The organism is Corynebacterium hansenii (assembly GCF_030408795.1).
Classification (GTDB): Bacteria; Actinomycetota; Actinomycetes; order Mycobacteriales; family Mycobacteriaceae; genus Corynebacterium; species Corynebacterium hansenii.
This window is the reverse complement of sequence record NZ_CP047211.1, coordinates 1925816-1940974: the sequence shown is the minus strand read 5'-3', so window position 1 is coordinate 1940974 and position 15159 is coordinate 1925816. Positions and strand designations below refer to the sequence as shown.

Here is a 15159-nt window from a genome sequence, read left to right as displayed (position 1 = left end):
CGGCGGCGCGGCCGAGGGAACGGAAAGAAAGGAGAAGACGGATGGCACGCATCGGAAACGGGAGGAACGCGGTGGTCGCGCCGGCGGGCCTGTCTTCTCAGGCCGTGACCTTCCTGGGGCGGGCGGCGTCGCTGTTGGCGCAGGCGAAAACGGCGTCTCCCGCCGACAGGCTGGACCTGTCGTATCAGGCCGCGCTGCGGGTGGCGGGCGCCCTGATCGCGGAGAATCCGGGCCGGCGCCGCAAGGCCGACCAGAGCGCGTGGGCCAGGGTGCGCAGGCACGCGCCCGAATACGCCCCATGGGCCGCGAGGTTCGAGGCGCTGTCGCGGCAGTGGGAGGACGTGCGCCTGGGGTTGGCCCGCGGCGTCGACGAGCTGGAGGCCCGCCGGGTGCAGTCTCTGGCGGCGGATTTTCTGGCGGAGGTCGAGGCGGATTTCGGGATGCTCTCCGGAGTGGCCTGATCGTGTGGGATGGTGGTGGTTCACCGAAGGGGGCGTGCGTACACTGGCCGGTACGGGCCACGCTCTTCCGCTTCAGTTTCAGTGCGTGATCGGCCATGCGGACCGCAGGGCCGATTCGGGAACAAAGAGGGCGCTTCGGCCGTTGAACTTTATGAGCGGTCGCTGCGGCCGCCGGCATTCGCCGCAGCGATGATGTCAAGGACGATCGGCCCTACCGCGAGTCAGGGGAGGAAACCCATGGGACTTTCCGAGCAGGAACAGAGGATGCTTGCCGAGATCGAATCGGCGCTGTACGCCGAGGATCCGAAGTTCGGCTCAGCCATGTCCGGAAAGGCGATGGGCCTCGACTCCGGCGGAGCGCCCCGCGGTTTCTCGCCCCGGGTCATCGCCATCATCGGCGTCGGCCTTCTCCTGCTGATCGGCGGCATGGCGCTGGCGACTACGAGCCTGTGGTTCCTGGCCCTGAGCATCGTCGGATTCCTGGCCATGTTCGGCGCCGGCGTGTGGGCGCTGACCGGTTCCTCCGGAAGCTCGAACCTGGTGTCCGTCGGCGCCGACGGTTCCCGCGGCCCCAGGCCGAGGAAGCCCCGTCGCCCGAGCTCTCCGGGCGGCGGCATGGAAGATCGCTTCCGCGGTCGATTCCAGGGGCGCTGACCCGCCGCCTCTCCTTCGAAGCTTCACCGAACCCCGTTCCGGCTTTCGCCGGGGCGGGGTTTTCGCATGCTCGCGCACCCGCCGCCTCGGGCCGCCCCACTCGGCCCCACCGCGATCTCCCACTCGGCCCCACCAGGATCTCCCACTTTGCCCCACCATCGACCCATCGTGGCAATCACAGGGCGCTCCCTTGGTCGTCTGCCTGCGGTCTCTCAGCGGCGCGTCCGCGTGATTTTTGCATTACCCCAGGTTGTGGCACTTGGTCGTTTTCGACGGGTGTGATGTGCGACACGCCCGGAGAATCGGGTACTTGACGCGCATCGTCGTGAAGCGGGCCCGGTGACGGACGGCACGGGCGGGCGCCCCACCTGCGAATATGCAGGTTAAAAGGTTTTGCATGTTGAAAAACGCCAGGAAACTGGGGCAGGGCAGTGTTGCTTGTGGGGCAAAGTGGGGTAGTGTGGGCCGTGATGTTGGAGAGGTCGACCGGCATCGCAGGAAAAAGACGAATACCGATGAGATGACGAGAAGCGGCGCCACCGCGTCGTCCGGACGAGGGGAGAGGAGCCGGAAGCGACATGTTCCTCGGCACCTATACCCCGAAGCTGGACGACAAAGGTCGTCTGACGCTCCCGGCGAAGTTCCGCGAGGAACTGGCCGGCGGGTTGATGGTGACCAAGGGGCAGGACCACTCTCTGGCCGTCTACCCCAAAGACGAGTTCGTCAAGCTCGCGCAGCGTGCGACGAAGGCGTCGCGGACCAACACCCGCGCCCGCGCCTTCATCCGCAACCTGGCGGCGAGCACCGACGAGCAGAGGCCGGACGGGTCGGGCCGCATCACGTTGTCGGCGGATCACCGCAACTACGCGGGCCTCACCAAGGAATGCGTGGTCATCGGATCCATCGATTTCCTGGAGATCTGGGACAAGCAGTCCTGGGAGGCCTACCAGGCGGAGCATGAAGAGGACTTCTCCGACGGCGAAGACGATTCGCTGTTCGGGGTGCTGTAGCCCTCACCGCGACGCCCGGGACGGGAGCGTCCGCAAGGACTCTGTCCGAACCGACCCTGGTGTACTTCCCCGATACCAGGTTCGGGTCGGGCAGGGCCCTGTGCACGCGCCCCGCGGACGAAGCCGAGCGCGGTGAAATCAACCGATTGCGATGAATCCGGAGGGAGTGCCGATGACCGATGTCAACGATGTGACTGGAGTGGTTGACGGTACTGAAGGTGCGCCGGAGAAGCGCCCCGCAGCCGGAGACCGCAAGTCCGGCGAGCACGGCCACGTGCCCGTCCTCCTCGACCGCGTCACCGCGCTCCTCGAACCCGGCATCACCGGCGTCGGTTCCGCCGACGGTTCCGGGGCCGTCGTCGTCGACGGCACCCTCGGGGCCGGCGGCCACGCCGAGCATCTGCTCGAGACCTTCCCCGGGCTCCACCTCATCGGCCTCGACCGCGATGCCGCGGCCCTGGCGTCGGCCCGCGCCCGGCTCGCCCGATTCGGAGACCGGTTCACGGGCGTCCAGACGAGGTTCGACGGCCTGGCCGACGTCATCGGAATCGGCGGCGCCGTCGCCGTCCCGGGCTTCGACCCGGACGACGCCGGGAATCTCGATCCCGAGGCACCGGCCATCGCCCTGGCCCGCGAGGCCGGGCTCGCCGGGGCGCTGTTCGACCTCGGCGTGTCGTCCATGCAGCTCGACCAGGTGGACCGCGGTTTCGCGTACCGCGTCGACGCACCCCTCGACATGCGCATGGATCCGACCACCGGCCCGACCGCGGCGGACGTGCTCAACGGCTACTCCCACGGCGACCTGGCCAGGATCCTGTCGACTTACGGCGACGAGCGTTTCGCGGGCCGCATCGCCACGGCGGTCGTGCGCGAGCGCGAGAAGGAGCCCTTCGCCAATTCGGGGCGCCTCGTGGAGTTGCTTTACGACGCCATCCCGGCGGCCTCGAGGCGAACCGGCGGCCACCCCGCCAAGCGCACGTTCCAGGCGCTGCGCGTGGAGGTCAACCGGGAGCTCGAGGCGCTGGAAAACGTCCTGCCGATGACCTGCGAAGGACTCGCGGTCGGCGGCCGGGCGGTGTTCATGAGCTACCAGAGCCTCGAGGACCGGCTGGTCAAGCGCGACTTCGCGGAGCGCGTGAAGTCGACGACCCCCGCCGGCCTGCCCATGGAACTGCCGGGCCACGAACCCAAGTTCCGGTTGGTCACGCGCGGCGCCGAAAAGGCCGATGCCCGGGAGATCGAGGACAACCCCCGAGCAGCGCCGGTGCGGGTGAGATGCATCGAACGCATCCGGGCGGGATGACCGCAACCGAGCGTCCGAACCCCGCATAACACCGAAGGCGCACCGACCAACGATCGCCGAACCCCAGATCAACAAACCCCAGACCAACAAAACCCCAGACCACCCAACCCCGGACCACCGAACCCAGACCACCGATCCGCCGCTCGCGGCGACGACCAAGGGAGAAGTCATGGCAGCCACCATCACGGACGACGCCCCCGCCCGCCCGATCCGGCGCGGCCGCCTCGAATCGCCCTCGGCCCCCGCACCGACCCGCCGGGGCAGGGGACGCCGGTCGGCGTACCGCGGGCGCACCGGGTCCCGGCAAGTCGTGTCCCTGCGGGGACGGAGGCTGACCAACACCACGGCGGACCGTTCGGCGGTCCGCTTCGCCATCGGATCGATCGTCGTGGTCGTCCTGGGCATCATGCTGGCCATGATCCTGTCCGGCCTGTCCACCTCCCAGTCCTTCCAGCTCAACGAGGCGCGCCAGCAGGAGCAGCGCCTGCGCGACGGCATCTCGGTGCTCGAGCGCGACGTCGAGTTCCAGCGTTCCACCGCGGAAATCGCCCGCCGGGCCGCGGAGATGGGCATGGTCAACGTCGAAAAGCCGGCCATCCTCGTCGTCGGCGAGGACGGCGCCGTCCACGAAGTCCGGCCGGGCGATCCGGCGCACCAGCGGATCATCGACATCAACGGCGCCGCCGTGCGCCCGGACGCCCCGACCTCGAACCCCGCCGAGACCGACCGCGTCCCGGGCATGCAGGCCTCGGCCGTCCAGGAGGCCAATCCGGCCGCGCCGCGGCTGCCCGCCCAGGCGCCGTACGCGCCCAACGCGGCGCGCCCGCCGGCGCCCGCCCCCGCTCCCGCGCCCGCCCCGGCCCCGGCTCCCGCAGAGGGCGCCAATCCCGTGGCGCCCCCGGCCCCGGCTGTAGACTGACGCCCGCATGCGACCGCGGCACGCCGCCGTGGTCCGTCCACCGAGAAGGCACCAGGCATGATCCGTTCCACTGACGACCACGGCGATTCCGGACAGTTCCGGGATCGCCGGGATCGTCGGATCCCCGTCGAGTCGGGGAACCGACCCGCGCCGCGCCGCAACAGGGCGATGGCGCCGTCGGAACGGGTCGACTCCTCCGGGAGCGAGTTCCAGCGACGGCGCAAGATCCTGCAGGTCATTGGTGCAGTCGTCGTCGCGGTGCTCATCGTCCGACTCGGCTGGGTCCAGCTCGTGGCCGGGCCGGATCTCGCGGCGCGGGCCCAGAACCAGCGCACCATCGAGGTCGTCGACGCCGCCCGCCGCGGCACCATCACGGATCGGGAAGGCGCGTCGCTCGCGTTCACCCTCGAGGCGCGCAGCATCACCGCGCATCCCGCGAGCCTGCGCGCGCACCTGGAGAAGGCCCACGAGCTGTGGCCGGACGACTATCCCGAGTACGAGCAGCGTTTGCGCGACATCGCCGATGCGCTGCCGGAGATGATCGGCGTGCCCGACCTGGACGCCAAAAAGTCCCGGGAGAGCCGGCGTCGCCACGCAGCCGAGGAACCGGCAGAGCAGGGCATCCGGGACACCCCCGGCGGGATCAGCTCCAAGGAGATCCTGGACAAGCTCCGCGACGAGAAGAGCACCTACGAGGTGCTGGTGCGCAACGTCGACCCGGACAAGGCCGCCGCGGTCGTCGCGCGGTTCCCGGAGCTCGTCTCCGAGCGCCAGGACATCCGCCAGTACCCCAACGGCGCCGTCGGCGCGAACGTGATCGGCAAGATCGGCATGGACGGCGTCGGCCAGTTCGGCTTCGAAGCTTCCCGCGACGCGACGCTGCAGGGCGTCAACGGCGGCCGCACCGTCGACATCGCCGCCAACGGCATCGCCATCCCGGGCTCCACGCGGGACCAGCATCCGCCGATCGACGGCACCGGCTACCAGCTGACCATCGACGCGGACATGCAGTACTTCGTCCAGCAGCAGGTCCAGCAGGCCAAGAACAACTCCGGGGCGAAGGAAGCGTCGGCGGTGGTCCTCGACGCCAAGTCGGGCGAGATCCTGGCCATGGCGCAGTCCGACACCGCCAACCCCAACCGCGACATCGGCCGCGAGGTGGAGGAGGGCCGCAACATCGGCAACACGCCGGTGTCCACCCCGTTCGAGCCGGGCTCGGTGGCGAAGATCATCACCGCCGCCGGCGCGATCGAGGACGGGGTCACCACCCCGGATGAGGTGCTCACCGTCCCGGGTTCCATTCACATGTCCGGCGTCACCGTCAACGACGCCTGGCAGCACGGCCCGGAGCAGTTCACCACGACGGGCATCTTCGGCAAGTCGTCGAACGTCGGCACGCTGATGCTCGCCGACCGGCTCGGCCCCGACAGGTTCGCCGAGCTGCTGCACGACTTCGGCCTGGGCCAGTCCACCGGCGTGGAACTGCCCGGCGAGTCCGCGGGCCTGGTGCCCCAGCGGCCGCAGTGGTCGGGCGGCACCTTCGCCAACCTGCCCATCGGCCAGGGCATGGCCATGTCGCTGCTGCAGATGACGGGCGTCTACCAGGCCATCGCCAACGACGGCGTGCGCATCCCGCCGCGCATCATCAAGTCGACCACCGCCCCCGACGGCACCGTCGTCCCGGCCGAGCGCCCCGAACCGGTGGAGGTCGTCAGCCCGGAGGCCGCGCGCACCGTCCGCGACATGTTCCAGTCCGTCCTCCAGTCCGACCCGACCGGCCGGCAGTCCGGCACCGCGGCGGGCGAGGGGATCGAGGGCTACCAGCTCACCGGCAAGACCGGCACCGCCCAGAAGGTGGACCCGGCCACCGGCCGGTACTCGAACTCGAAGTACCACATCACCTTCGCCGGCGTGGCGCCCGCCAACGACCCCCGCTTCGTCATCGGCATCATGCTCGACGAGCCGGTCCGCGGCGTCCACGGCCAGGGCGGCCAGTCCGCCGCGCCGCTGTTCGGGGACATCGCCGCGTGGGCGCTCAACCGCTACAACGTGGCTCCCGCCCCACGCGAGGAGGGGACGCTGTTGCTGCAGCCCTGACCGCCGACCACGTCGTCGGCCATGCTCCGGTCGACCACCGGGACGCGGCCGTCGCAAAGCAAGGCACGATCGATTCGCCCCCCGCGCGCACCGCGCACCCGTCGAACACCTCCGACGCCACACAGACACCGAAACACTAGGAGCGCACATGACCGTCACCCTCGGACACCTCGCCGAATTGATCGGCGGCACCGTGCTGCCGCCCGGAGCCGGCGAGGCACCGGACGGCGGCGCCGGCACCCGGATCTCCGGCGTGGAACTCAACGCCGCGGAGACCCCCGAGGGCGGGCTGTTCGCGGCCCTGCCCGGCACCCGCGTCCATGGCGCCTCCTACGCGGATCAGTCGCCCGCGGCGGCGATCCTCACCGACGAGGCGGGCCTGGAGATCCTCAAAGGGGCCGGCGGCCCCGACCGCCCGGTGCTGCTCGTCGACGACGTCCGCGCGGTGCTCGGCGCGGTGTCCGCGGAGATCCACGGCCACCCGTCCGAGAAGCTGACCGTCATCGGCGTCACCGGCACCTCCGGCAAGACCACCACCACCTACCTGCTCGAGGGCGCGCTGCTGGCCTCGGGCAAGCGCACGGGGCTGATCGGCACCACCGGCACCCGCATCAACGGGCGCCCCGTGCCCAGCCACCTGACCACGCCGGAGGCCCCGGCGCTGCAGCGGCTGTTCGCGCAGATGCTTGCCGACGGCGTGACCCACGTGGTCATGGAGGTTTCGTCGCACGCGCTGTCGCTCGGCCGCGTCGACGGGGTCTCGTTCGACGTCACCTGCTTCCTGAACCTGTCGCAGGACCACCTCGACTTCCACGACGGCCTCGAGGACTACTTCGACGCGAAGGCGCGGCTGTTCCGCCCCGAATCGCCGGTGCACGCCCCGCGGGTGGTCGCGTGCGTGGACGACTCCTGGGGCCACCGGATGGCGGAGATCGCCGCCGCGCCCGGGGTCACCGTCGACACCGTCGGCACCCCCCACACGGAGGACGCGGAGACCGCCGACGACGGGTCGCGCATCGCGCCGCGGGCGACGTGGCGCGCCGGAAACGTCACGGTCGCCGACAACGGAGTCCAGCACGTGACCTTGACCGGCCCCGGCGGGGCGGTCGAGCTCGACGTCCCGCTGCCGGGCGCGTTCAACATCGCCAACGCTTCCGTCGCCTGGGCGGCGCTGGCCGCGCTCGGCGTCGACGGCCCCGACGCCGCCGCGGGCATCTCCCGCGTCGCCGTCCCCGGACGCATGGAGCGCATCGACGAGGGCCAGGACTTCCTCGCCGTCGTCGACTACGCACACAAGCCGGCCGCCGTCGGCGAGGTGCTGCGCACGCTGCGCGCCCAGACCGTCGGGAGGGTCATCGCCGTCGTCGGCGCCGGCGGCGACCGAGACTCGTCGAAGCGCCCGCTCATGGGCGCCGAGGCCGCCCGCGTCGCCGACGTCGTCATCGTCACCGACGACAACCCGCGCACCGAGGACCCCGCCGCCATCCGCGAGGCCGTCACCGCCGGTGCCGTGGAAGCCGCCGAGAAGCGCGCCGCGGCCATCGGCATCGACGCAATCCGCGTGGAGAACATCGGCGACCGGGCCGAGGCCATCGACCTGGCCATCCGCCTCGCCGAGGGCGGCGATTCCGTCGTCGTCGCGGGCAAGGGCCACGAGACCGGCCAGGAGATCAACGGCGTCATGCACCACTTCGACGACCGCGAGCAGGTCCGCGAGGCGCTGCTGCGCCGCGCGGGCCGCGAGGGCGACGCCGGCCGAGCCGACGAGGAGGGCGAGAACTAGATGATCGAACGCACTGCGGGCGACATCGCCGACATCGTCGGCGGAGAGCTCCACGACGCGGACCCGGCGGCCCCGGTCGCCGGGCCGGTCGAATTCGATTCCCGGCGCATCGTGCCCGGCTCCGTGTTCCTGGCACTGCCGGGAGCGCGGGCCGACGGGCACGACTTCGCCGAGGGCGCCGCGGCCGCCGGTGCCGCGCTCACCTTGGCCGCCCGGCCCGTCGGCGTCCCGGCGGTCGTGGTGGAGCCGCTGGGCGCCCAGGACTCCAACGCCGACGCGTTCGCGCACGACCCCGACGGGTCCGGCGCGGCCGTGCTGGAGGCCGTGGGCAAGCTCGCCCGCCGCGACGTCGACGAACTCGCCGCCGACGGCCTGGTCGTCGTCGGGGTCACCGGCTCGGCCGGCAAGACCTCGGTCAAGGACATGATGGCCACGATCCTGCGCACCGACGGCGAGACGGTGGCGCCGAAGGGGTCGTTCAACAACGAGATCGGCCACCCGTACACCGTTCTGCGCTGCACGCGGGACACCCGCTACCTGGTCGCGGAGATGAGCGCCCGCGGGGTCGGCCACGTCGCCCACCTCGCGCGCATCGCCCCGCCGCGGATCGGCGCCGTGCTCAACGTGGGCACCGCGCACCTCGGCGAGTTCGGCTCCCGCGAGGCCATCGCGCAGGCGAAGGGCGAGCTGGTCGAGGCGCTGCCGGCGGCCACGGACGGGGGAGTCGCGGTGCTCAACGCCGACGATCCCCTGGTCGCGGGGATGGCGCCGCGCACGCGCGCGAAGGTGGTCACCTTCGGCGTCGATTCGGCCGCCGCCGATTACCGGGCCACCGACGTCACCGTCGACGGCCTCGCCCGCGCGTCGTTCACCCTGCGCTGCCCCGACGGCTCGGCGCATGCGGTGTCGCTGAAGGTCCACGGCGCCCACCAGGTGCCCAACGCGTTGGCCGCCGCGGCCGTCGGCGTGGAGGCCGGTCTGGCCCCCGCCGCCGTCGCCGAGGCGCTCTGCGCCCACGTCGCCGCCTCCGAGCGGCGCATGGAGATGCGGCAGCGCGACGACGGCACGACGGTCATCAACGATTCGTACAACGCCAACCCCGATTCCATGCGCGCCGGCGTCGATGCCCTCGTGCTGGCCGCGGGCGCGCGCGAGGGCGCGGCCTCCTGGGCGGTGCTGGGGCAGATGGGCGAACTCGGTGACTCCGCCGTCGATGAACATGCCGCATTGGCGGGGTATCTCGCCGAAAACGGCGTTGACCGTCTGGTCGCCGTCGGGGAGGGGGCGAATGCGCGTGCCCTCGCGGACGGGGCCGAGTCGATGGGGTTAAATACTCTGCGGGCGTCGGATCCCGACGCGGCCGCGGAAGCGGTTGCGGCGGAGCTCCAACCCGGTGATGTTGTCCTGGTCAAGGCGTCCTACGCCGACGGCCTGTGGCGCGTCGCCGACGCACTGGCGCCGGTGACGCAGCGAAATTCGACCGAGAGGCGAGGTAAGTGACTCAACTCATCTACAGCGGGGCCCTCGCGTTCATCGCGTCGGTCTTCCTGACCCCGGTGCTCATCCGCCGTTTTTCCGCGGAGGGCATTGGCCAGGAGATCCGCGAGGAAGGGCCGAAGAGCCACTTCCGCAAGCGCGGCACCCCGACGATGGGCGGCATCGCCATCATCGTCGGCATCCTCGTCGGCTACTTCGGTTCGCACGCCATCGGTCTCTTCCAGACCGGCTCCGGGCCGTCGGCTTCGGGCCTGCTGGTGCTCTTCCTCACGCTGTCGATGGGCGGCCTCGGTTTCGCGGATGACTTCATCAAGCTGTACAAGGCCCGCAACCTGGGCCTGAACAAGACGGCGAAGCTGGTCGGCCAGCTGGCCGCGGCGCTGATCTTCGGCGTCCTGCTGCTGCAGTTCCCGGATGCGGCGGGCATCACCCCGGGTTCGACGAACCTTTCCTTCGCCCGCGACATCACCACGTGGAACCTCGCCCCGGGCCCGGTGTGGCTGGGCATGATCGTCTTCCTGGTGTTCGTGTTCATCGTCATCGCGGCGTGGACCAACGCGGTCAACCTCACCGACGGCCTCGACGGCCTCGCGGCCGGCACGGTGACGCTGCTGCTGGGCACGTACACGGCCATCACGTTCTGGCAGTTCCGCAATTCCTGCGAGGTCGCCGTCGGCGCCGGCTGCTACGACGTCCGGGACCCGCTGGACGTGGGCATCCTGGCCACCGCCGGTTTGGGCGCGTGCCTGGGCTTCCTGTGGTGGAACGCCGCCCCGGCGAAGATCTTCATGGGCGACACCGGTTCGCTGGCGCTGGGCGGCCTCATCGCGGGCCTGTCCTTCGTCACCAAGACCGAGTTGCTGATGGTCATCATCGGCTTCATCTTCGTGCTGGAGGTCGCGTCGGTGGCCATCCAGATCGCGGCGTTCCAGACGGTGGGCAAGCGCCCGTTCCGCATGGCGCCGATCCACCATCACTTCGAGGCGAAGGGCTGGGCCGAGACGGCCGTGGTCATCCGCTTCTGGCTGTTGGCCGGCATCTTCAACATGCTCGGCTCCGCAATCTTCTATTCCGACTGGCTCGTGCAATCGGGGGTCATGCGATGACGTTCACGGACACGTCCACCGATCTCGTGGCGCTGGTGCGTTCCGGCCCGGTGCTGGTCACCGGGGCGGGCGTGTCCGGGGAGGGCGCGATCAAGATCCTCCGGGACCTCGGCTGCCCCGAGATCCACCTCGTCGACGATTCCGCCGAGCGCGGCCGGCCCCTGGCCGATTCGCACGGGGTCGATTGGTGCACCGCCGATGCGGCGCGGGGACTGCTTTCCGACGCCGCCGCCGTGGTGACCTCCCCGGGGTGGCGCCCGGATACGCCGCTGCTCGTCGACGCCGCGGACGCCGGAGTGCCGGTCGTGGGCGACGTGGCCGTGGCCTTCGCCGGCGATCGCGCCGGCACGTGGGGCGACCCGCGCACGTGGCTGGTGGTCACGGGCACCAACGGCAAGACCACGACCACCGCGATGCTCGCCGCCATGCTCGGCGACCGCGGGGCGGCCGTCGGCAACATCGGCGTGGCGCTGCACGACGCGCTCACCGCCGCCGACCGCGTCGACGTCCTGGCCGCGGAGCTGTCGAGCTTCCAGCTGCATTGGGCGCCGGAGCTGCGCCCCGATGCGGGGGCGCTGCTCAACCTCGCCGAGGACCACATCGACTGGCACGGCTCCTACGACGCCTACGGCGCCGACAAGGCGATCGCCCTGACCGGCGGCGTGGCGGTGTTCGGGGCGGACGACGCAGACGTCGTCAAGCAAGTCGAAGCCCTCGCCGCGGACGGGCGCCTGGCGCCCGCGGCCGTCGGCTTCACCATCGGGGAGCCGGAGCCGGGGCAGATCGGCGTGCGCGACGGCCGGATCATCGACCGCGCGTTCGGCGACCGCAGCACCGACGAGCCCCACGAGGACACCGCGGTCGGGGGAGTGGACGTCGCGCCCATCGAGGGCATTTCGCCCCCGGGGCCGGCAGGCGTGCTCGACGCGCTGGCGGCGACGGCGCTCGCCCGTTCCGTCGGCGTCCGCGCCGCCGACATCGCGGAGGCGCTGGCGGGCTTCACCGTCCGCGCGCACCGGGGGCAGGTCGTGCACTCGGCCGGCGGCGTCGACTGGATCGACGATTCCAAGGCCACCAACCCGCACGCCGCGGACGCCGCGCTGCGCGGCCACGATTCGGTCGTGTGGGTCGCCGGTGGCCAACTCAAGGGCGCCGACGTGTCGGGGCTCGTCGCCGACCACGCGCACCGCATGCGCGCGGCGGTGGTCCTCGGCGTGGACGGGCCCGTCATCGCCGAGGCCCTCGCGTCCGCCGTGCCCGGGCTGCCCGTGACGGTGATCGGGGAGACCGACCCCGCCGCGGCGATGGGCCAGGCGTGCTCCGCGGCCGCGGGCGCGGCCCGCCCCGGCGACGTGGTGCTGCTCGCGCCCGCCGCCGCGAGCCTGGACATGTTCACCGGCATGGCGCAGCGCGGGGACTTCTTCGCCGACGCCGCCCGCGAGGCCACGGCGCCCGGCACGGAGCCGGGCACCGATGAATCGATCGGCCCTTCCGGCCCCCTCGAGGGTGACCCGCGATGACCGGCCCCGCCCGCCCCGCACGGCCCGCGCGGCCGGACCGCCCCGCGCGGCCGGACCGCCCCGCCCGCAAGGAGGGCCGCGGCTCCGAGGCCCGCGCGATGATGCGCGACTGGATGTCCCGGCCCCTGTTCGACTACCACGTCCTGCTCGCGATCACGGCCCTGCTCACCGGCATCGGGCTGGTCATGGTGCTGTCGTCGTCGATGGCGTCGTCCGGCACCGAAGGCAACGTCTGGGGGGTGTTCATCCGCCAGGCGGCGATGGTGGGCGCCGGTCTGGTGATGTTCTGGCTGGTCACCCGCGTCCGCGTGGAGACCATCCGGAAGCTCGCGCCGCTCGGCCTGGTCGTCGCATTCGCGCTGCTGGTGCTGGTGCTGATACCGGGCATCGGCGTCGGCCTCGAGGAGACCGGCGCGCAGTCGTGGATCTACGTCGGCGGCGTGTCGCTGCAGCCGTCGGAGGTCGCGAAGGTGGCGCTGGCGGTGTGGGGCGCGAAGTTCCTGTCGGAGCGGCTGCGCACGGCGACGGCGGTCAAGGACATCTTCGTCCCCTTCGGCGTGGTCTCCGTGCTGGTGCTGGCCCTGGTGTTCTTCCAGCGCGACCTCGGCATGGTCGCGTCGATGGGCTTCGTGGTGCTGGGGCTGCTGTATTTCGCGGGCCTGCCGCGCTTCATCATCGGCGGCATCGTGGGCGTGGGCCTCGCGGTGATGGCCATCGCCACGCTGACCACGGGTTTCCGCTCCGCGCGCATTTCGGTCTACTTCAACACCCTCTTCGGCAGGTTCGAGGAGACCCAGGGTCCGGCGTACCAGTCTTACCAGGGCATCCTTTCGCTTGCCGACGGATCGATGACCGGCGTGGGATTGGGCCAGTCGCGGGCGAAGTGGTTCTACCTTCCCGAGGCCAAGAACGACTTCATCTTCGCCATCATCGGCGAGGAGCTGGGCTTCCTCGGCGCCGGCATCGTGGTGCTGCTCTACGCCGCCCTCGGCTGGATCGGCCTGCGGGTCGCCCAGCGCCAGGCGGACCCGTTCCTGCGCCTGCTGGCCGGCACCATCACCATGGCGACGGTCGTGCAGGCGTTCATCAACATCGGCTACGTCGTCGGCGTGCTGCCGGTGACGGGCCTGCAGCTGCCGCTGATTTCGGCGGGCGGCACGTCGGCGATCGTGACGCTGCTGTCGATGGGCCTGCTGGCCACGTGCGCGCGCCATGAACCGGAATCGGTGTCGGCGATGCAGACGTCGGGGCGCCCGGCGATCGACCGGATCCTCGGCATCCCGGAGCCGCTGCCCTACGATCCGTCGCGCCGCGATGACCGCCCGTCCCGCGGACACCGCGACACCCGCCGATTCGGCCCTCCGGTCACCGGTTCCGACGATGTCGTGGGAGACCGTTTCGAGCGCCGCCAGCGCCGCCGCGACGCGGAGCCCGTCGTCCGGCCCACCCGCACCACCGCCCGGGGCACCGCCGAACCGCGCCCCGGCGCCGGTGGCGGGGGAGGGCGCGCCGGCGGTTCCTCCCGGGGGGTCGCGGAACGGTACCGTGAATCCGAGCGAGGGGATCGCCGACCCCGTGGCCGGGGCACCCGCCGGCCGGGCGGCCCCGACAGGAGGATCAGGTGACCGAAGCGACTCCGCAGGGCCGGCCGTTCGAGTGGCCCGACGGACGCCCGTTGTCCATCGTCGTCGCCGGCGGCGGCACCGCCGGGCACATCGAGCCCGCGTTAGCCGTCGCCGACGCGATCCGCGAGATCGCGCCGGATACGCGCGTGACGGCGCTGGGCACCAACCGCGGCCTGGAGACCACGCTGGTCCCGGCGCGCGGCTACGACCTCCGCCTGATCCCGCCCGTGCCGGTGCCCCGCAAGCCGAGCGGTGACCTGCTCAAGCTTCCCTTCCGCGTGGCCCGCGCCGTGTCGGAGACCCGTGCGGTCCTCGAGGACGTCGCGGCGGACGCGGTGATCGGCTTCGGCGGTTACGTCTCCGCCCCCGCCTACCTGGCGTGCCGGCGCGGCCGCCGCATCCCGTTCCTGGTCCACGAGGCCAACGCGCGCGCGGGCATGGCAAACAAGCTGGGCGTGAAGCTCGGCGGCGAGGGCCTGGCCGCGGTGTCGGGGTCGGGGATGGCGGGCGACGTCGTCGGCATTCCCGTCCGCAAGGCGCTGTCGAGCCTGGACCGGGCGGCGATGCGCGCGGAGGCCCGCGCGTTCTTCGGCCTGCCGGCCGATGGCCCCGTGCTGTTCGTCACCGGCGGTTCGCAGGGCGCGCGCAGCATCAACGAGGCCGCCTCGGGTGCCGCGGACGCCTTCGCCCGGGCGGGCATCGCGGTCCTCCACGCGCACGGCAAGAAGAACACCGTGTCCCTGCCGGAGGGCCGGGGCGCCGACGCCGAGCCCCCGTACGTCGCCGTGCCCTACGTCGACCGCATGGACCTGGCGTACTCGGCGGCCGACATGATCCTGTGCCGCTCGGGCGCGATGAGCGTCGCCGAGATTTCGGCGGTGGGCCTGCCGGCCGTCTACGTCCCCCTGCCGCACGGCAACGGGGAGCAGGCCCTCAACGCCACGGACATCGTCGAGGCCGGCGGCGGCCTGCTGGTCGCCGACGCTTCGCTGACCCCGGCCACGATCCGCGACACCGTGATCCCGTTGCTTTCCGACGCCGGCCGGCTCGCCGAGATGGCGCGCGCCACCGCGGAATCGGGCCATCGCGATGCCGCGGACACGATCGCCCGCAGGGTGCTCTCCGCCGCAATGCGCGGGGCGCGCGGGTAGTTTTCCGGGCATGGGCCGGCCATCCGGTGACGC

Annotated in this window: 12 protein-coding genes; all 12 read left to right on the top strand. The window is 71.7% G+C overall.

Annotated elements, in window-relative coordinates:
• Positions 1 to 41 precede the first annotated feature (41 nt).
• Positions 42 to 461, top strand: coding sequence for an SAV_6107 family HEPN domain-containing protein (locus tag CHAN_RS08405; RefSeq protein WP_290288632.1), 420 nt, complete (start codon positions 42 to 44; stop codon positions 459 to 461).
• 237 nt (positions 462 to 698) lie between these two features.
• Positions 699 to 1115, top strand: a complete 417-nt coding sequence (locus tag CHAN_RS08400) for a DUF3040 domain-containing protein (RefSeq protein WP_048744571.1) — start codon at positions 699 to 701, stop codon at positions 1113 to 1115.
• Between the two features lie 578 nt (positions 1116 to 1693).
• On the top strand, positions 1694 to 2125 hold the full coding sequence (gene mraZ, locus CHAN_RS08395; RefSeq protein WP_048744569.1) for a division/cell wall cluster transcriptional repressor MraZ: 432 nt from the start codon (positions 1694 to 1696) through the stop codon (positions 2123 to 2125).
• Between the two features lie 190 nt (positions 2126 to 2315).
• Positions 2316 to 3428 carry a 16S rRNA (cytosine(1402)-N(4))-methyltransferase RsmH gene (rsmH, locus tag CHAN_RS08390; RefSeq protein ID WP_377748478.1) on the top strand — a complete coding sequence of 371 codons (1113 nt, stop codon included), beginning with the start codon at positions 2316 to 2318 and terminating at the stop codon, positions 3426 to 3428.
• Positions 3429 to 3597: 169 nt separating this feature from the next.
• On the top strand, positions 3598 to 4347 hold the full coding sequence (ftsL, locus tag CHAN_RS08385) for a cell division protein FtsL (RefSeq protein WP_290288594.1): 750 nt from the start codon (positions 3598 to 3600) through the stop codon (positions 4345 to 4347).
• Positions 4348 to 4404: 57 nt separating this feature from the next.
• On the top strand, positions 4405 to 6444 hold the full coding sequence (locus tag CHAN_RS08380) for a peptidoglycan D,D-transpeptidase FtsI family protein (RefSeq protein WP_377748445.1): 2040 nt from the start codon (positions 4405 to 4407) through the stop codon (positions 6442 to 6444).
• Positions 6445 to 6592: 148 nt separating this feature from the next.
• Positions 6593 to 8227 (top strand): UDP-N-acetylmuramoyl-L-alanyl-D-glutamate--2,6-diaminopimelate ligase, encoded by a 1635-nt coding sequence (locus tag CHAN_RS08375; protein WP_290288591.1) that lies wholly within the window; start codon positions 6593 to 6595, stop codon positions 8225 to 8227.
• The gene (locus CHAN_RS08370; RefSeq protein WP_290288588.1) at positions 8228 to 9727 is read left to right on the top strand and encodes a UDP-N-acetylmuramoyl-tripeptide--D-alanyl-D-alanine ligase; all 1500 of its coding nucleotides are present in this window, start codon (positions 8228 to 8230) and stop codon (positions 9725 to 9727) included.
• Positions 9724 to 10830 (top strand): phospho-N-acetylmuramoyl-pentapeptide-transferase, encoded by a 1107-nt coding sequence (mraY, locus tag CHAN_RS08365; RefSeq protein ID WP_290288586.1) that lies wholly within the window; start codon positions 9724 to 9726, stop codon positions 10828 to 10830. The genes CHAN_RS08370 and mraY overlap by 4 nt, the downstream gene beginning before the upstream one ends.
• A complete protein-coding gene (murD, locus tag CHAN_RS08360; protein ID WP_290288584.1) occupies positions 10827 to 12350 on the top strand; it encodes a UDP-N-acetylmuramoyl-L-alanine--D-glutamate ligase in 1524 nt (507 codons plus the stop codon). Before mraY ends, murD begins: the two co-directional genes overlap by 4 nt.
• Positions 12347 to 13975, top strand: a complete 1629-nt coding sequence (gene ftsW, locus CHAN_RS08355; RefSeq protein WP_290288581.1) for a putative lipid II flippase FtsW — start codon at positions 12347 to 12349, stop codon at positions 13973 to 13975. Before murD ends, ftsW begins: the two co-directional genes overlap by 4 nt.
• Entirely contained in the window at positions 13972 to 15126 is a 1155-nt protein-coding gene (locus CHAN_RS08350; RefSeq protein WP_290288578.1) for a UDP-N-acetylglucosamine--N-acetylmuramyl-(pentapeptide) pyrophosphoryl-undecaprenol N-acetylglucosamine transferase, read from the top strand. Before ftsW ends, CHAN_RS08350 begins: the two co-directional genes overlap by 4 nt.
• Positions 15127 to 15159 lie beyond the last annotated feature (33 nt).

What these genes read in the sequence shown, in the direction of transcription:
- ftsL (WP_290288594.1), top strand. Translation starts at nt 3,598, where the DNA reads ATGGCAGCCACCATCACGGACGACGCCCCCGCCCGCCCGATCCGGCGC.
- CHAN_RS08400 (WP_048744571.1), top strand. Translation starts at nt 699, where the DNA reads ATGGGACTTTCCGAGCAGGAACAGAGGATGCTTGCCGAGATCGAATCG.
- CHAN_RS08375 (WP_290288591.1), top strand. Translation starts at nt 6,593, where the DNA reads ATGACCGTCACCCTCGGACACCTCGCCGAATTGATCGGCGGCACCGTG.
- murD (WP_290288584.1), top strand. Translation starts at nt 10,827, where the DNA reads ATGACGTTCACGGACACGTCCACCGATCTCGTGGCGCTGGTGCGTTCC.
- CHAN_RS08370 (WP_290288588.1), top strand. Translation starts at nt 8,228, where the DNA reads ATGATCGAACGCACTGCGGGCGACATCGCCGACATCGTCGGCGGAGAG.
- CHAN_RS08405 (WP_290288632.1), top strand. Translation starts at nt 42, where the DNA reads ATGGCACGCATCGGAAACGGGAGGAACGCGGTGGTCGCGCCGGCGGGC.
- mraZ (WP_048744569.1), top strand. Translation starts at nt 1,694, where the DNA reads ATGTTCCTCGGCACCTATACCCCGAAGCTGGACGACAAAGGTCGTCTG.
- CHAN_RS08380 (WP_377748445.1), top strand. Translation starts at nt 4,405, where the DNA reads ATGATCCGTTCCACTGACGACCACGGCGATTCCGGACAGTTCCGGGAT.
- ftsW (WP_290288581.1), top strand. Translation starts at nt 12,347, where the DNA reads ATGACCGGCCCCGCCCGCCCCGCACGGCCCGCGCGGCCGGACCGCCCC.